This window comes from Geobacillus sp. ZGt-1 (genome assembly GCF_001026865.1).
In the GTDB taxonomy this organism is placed as follows: Bacteria; Bacillota; Bacilli; order Bacillales; family Anoxybacillaceae; genus Geobacillus; species Geobacillus thermoleovorans.
On record NZ_LDPD01000022.1, the window covers coordinates 24,526 to 28,011 of the forward strand.

2 protein-coding genes and 1 pseudogene are annotated in these 3,486 nt (G+C 52.2%); 1 reads left to right on the forward strand and 2 read right to left on the reverse strand.

The genetic code is table 11. The features are described from left to right. Positions 1-426: 426 nt before the first annotated feature. Both VU18_RS08495 and VU18_RS08500 read right to left on the reverse strand, forming a co-directional pair. Positions 427-1,422, reverse strand: coding sequence for an alpha-ketoacid dehydrogenase subunit beta (locus VU18_RS08495; RefSeq protein ID WP_014196073.1), 996 nt, complete (start codon positions 1,420-1,422; stop codon positions 427-429). Continuing rightward, positions 1,419-2,048: pseudogene (locus tag VU18_RS08500) on the reverse strand (thiamine pyrophosphate-dependent enzyme); the annotation flags it as partial. The gene VU18_RS08495 and the pseudogene VU18_RS08500, both read right to left, overlap by 4 nt. 106 nt (positions 2,049-2,154) lie before the next feature. Between VU18_RS08500 and VU18_RS08505 the strand changes: the two are divergent. After that, on the forward strand, positions 2,155-3,375 hold the full coding sequence (locus VU18_RS08505; protein ID WP_021321311.1) for an IS110 family transposase: 1,221 nt from the start codon (positions 2,155-2,157) through the stop codon (positions 3,373-3,375). The last annotated feature ends 111 nt before the right edge of the window (positions 3,376-3,486 follow it).

The following is a 3,486-nucleotide window of genomic DNA, read 5'->3' on the forward strand; positions in this document are numbered from 1 at the left end:
TAAACGCTTAAAGGTGGGAGATTCTTGAGAACACCCGCCTCACAGCAAGCTGTTAACCAAGCCATCCCCGCCCACTTCAAGTGGGGGGCTTCTCGGCGCGAGATGATCAAAACAAAATCATCAGAGAACAGATGGTTGCACGAAAAAACGATATTCGCGGCCATCTGTTCGTACAGCTTTTAAAAGAAAAAGAGCCAGCCAGAGGGCATGGCTCTTCGTTTATGATTCATCCGTGTTTTGCACAATCATCTTCCACACTCGAAAAACCGTTTCAATGCGGCGAGGCGGTGTTTTCCGAACTTGCTTTCTGTTTCATTGGCAAAAGATGAATGATTCCTGATCTCAATGCTTCTACCGCTTCTAACAAACATTCGTTGCTGCTTGGGTGCGGACAAAAAGGGAATTTCATGTCTTCCTCTCGCGCCGCTAGAAATTCATCACTTTTTCGATGGCATGCAAAACGCGCGCTGGCGTTGGCAAATAATCGTCTTCATAAGCGAAAAACGGCACAGGAACGTCAAATCCCGTCACCCGTTCGACCGGCGCTTTTTGATAGAAAAACGAAGTATCGTTGATGACAGCGAGAATATCATTGGCCAATCCACCCGTCGCATGCGCTTCCTGAACGATCACGGTTCTCCCTGTCTTTTGCACCGACTCGGCGATGATGTCCTTGTCAAGCGGGTAAAGCGTACGCAAGTCGATGACATCGGCATCAATCCCTTTTTTCTTCGCTTCTTCCGCCGCCTTTATGGCGACCGGCACCATGGCTCCCCATGCAATGACGGTCACGTCGTCCCCTTCACGTAGTTTTTTCCCTTTGCCAATTTCAATCGTATATTTTCCTTCCGGAACGTCTTCGCGAAACGCACGATAACTGCGCATCGGTTCTAAGAAGAGAACAGGGTCCGGGTCTTCAATCGCGGCGATGAGCAACCCTTTGGCGTCATACGGCGACGCGGGACAGACGACTTTGATGCCTGGCATATGGGTAAACAGCGCTTCCATGCTGTCCGAATGAATTTCCGGGGCCCGCACGCCCGCGCCGTACGGGGCGCGAATGACCAAGGGCACGGTAAAATGCCCTCTCGTCCGCGCACGCATGCGTGCCGCATGGGTCATGATTTGTTCATAGGCTGGATAGATAAAACCTAAAAACTGAATTTCTACGACAGGACGAAATCCACCAAGCGCCATTCCAATCGCTGCACCAGTAAATCCTGCCTCGCTTAACGGCGTGTCCATCACCCTCTCCTCGCCAAATTCCTCCAGCAATCCTTCGGTGGCGCGAAACACACCGCCATTTTTTCCAATATCTTCCCCGAGCAGGATGACATCTTCACGCTCTTTTAGCATGGTACGAAGCGCATCATTGACCGCTTGCACGATGGTGAGCGATTTGACGCCTACTTTGGTGATCATCTTTCCATCCCCCGCTTCCACTGAAGATACGCTTCTTTCTGCTCCGCAATCGTCCATGTCGGTTGGGCGAACACAAAGTCAAACATGTCAGATACATTCGCTTTTGGATAGCTCTCCATTTCCACAACCGCCTGCTCGATTTCGGCGTTCACTTCCTCTTGCACTTGATTCGCCCACTTTTCATCCCACCAGCCTTCCCGCTGCATCAACCGCTCGACCCGCTTAATCGGATCGGTTGTTTCGCGCCGTTTTTGGCTTTCCTCCTGGTCGCGGTATCTGGACGGGTCATCGGACGTCGTATGGGCGCCATAACGCCATGTCACCGCTTCGATTAACGTCGGCCCCCCTCCGTTTCTCGCCCGCTCGAGCGCCTCAGTTGTTTTGAAATACACGGCAAACACGTCATTTCCATCGATGCGAAGGCCGGGAATATCGTACGCCAACGCTTTTTGCGCGATCGTTTTTGTCTTCATCTGACGGGTGATCGGAACAGAAATCGCATATTGGTTGTTTTGGTTGAAAAAGACGACAGGCGCGTTGAAAACGCTCGCGAAATTCAATCCCTCATGGAAATCTCCTTCTGATGTCGCCCCATCACCGAAGTACACAATCACCGCATTTTTCGTCTGCACCACGGAATGTCGCTCCCTTGAGGGAAGCACGCAGGATAGAATGCTTGAACAAAGGCTGCTGCACCAGCTGTTTTTGAGAACGAAGCAGGGAGGAAGACCGATGCGCGTCTTGTATGAACGCTGTTGCGGATTGGACGTGCATAAGCAATCGATTACGGCTTGCGCCCTTACCCCTGAAGGAAAAGAGATTCGCACGTTTGGTACGCTGACCGACGATCTCGAGGAGTTGGTGGATTGGCTGAAAGAAAAAAAGGTGACGCACGTTGCCATGGAGTCGACGGGCGTATATTGGAAGCCGGTGTATAATCTCCTCGAAGCAGAGCCGATCGAAGTGCTTGTCGTCAATGCCCAACACATCAAAGCGGTTCCCGGGCGAAAGACCGATGTCAAAGATGCTGAATGGATCGCGGACTTGCTTCGCCATGGATTGCTAAAAGGGAGTTACATCCCTCATCGGGCTCAGCGGGAGCTCCGGGAACTGGTCCGTTATCGGCGCAGTTTGATCGAGGAACGGGCACGGGAGCTCAACCGCATCCAAAAAGTGCTGGAAGGAGCCAATATCAAGCTTTCTTCGGTCGTATCCGACATCAACGGGATGTCGGCCCGGCTCATCATTCGCGCCCTTATCGAAGGAAAGGACGATCCGGCGGCCCTCGCCCAACTCGCCAAAGGGCGGCTGAAACAAAAAACGGAAGAGCTCCGGCGCGCATTGAAAGGAGTGATGGGGCCGCATCAACGCATGATGCTGGCCGAGCAATGGCGTCATGTGGAGTATTTAGATGAAGCGATTGCCCGGTTGGATCGGGAAATCGAGGAACGAACGAGCCCTTTTCATGAAGCGCTGGAGCTCATCGATACGATCCCGGGAGTGGGGCGGCAAAGCGCGGAACAAATTGCAGCGGAAATCGGGACGGATATGAGCCGGTTCCCTACCGCCGCGCACTTGGCCTCATGGGCCGGAATGGCTCCCGGGAATCATGAGAGTGCAGGGAAACGGTTGTCAGGTCGAACGAGGAAAGGGAACAAGAAGCTGAGGTCGTGCCTCGTGGAATGCGCCCGTGCCGCCGCCCGAACGAAGAACACGTACCTATCGGCCAAGTATCATCGGATCGCCAAACGAAGAGGAGCGAATCGAGCGAGTGTCGCGGTCGGGAGAACGATTTTAGAAATGATCTATTATATCTTAACTCGAAAGGAACCGTATAGAGAGTTGGGAGCCGACTACTGGGATCGGCAGCAAGAAGCGCGCATCGTGCGTCAAACGGTGAAACGATTAGAGGGGTTAGGGTACGAAGTGAAACTAGAAAAAACGAGTGCATAGCACTTATTAACCATATATATACTGAAATACCTTCCTTTGGAATCCGATTCCGAAGGCTAGGTGGGCTCCGTTTTTTGTCTTAAATGGTGTTTTCAGGATAGACACAAAATA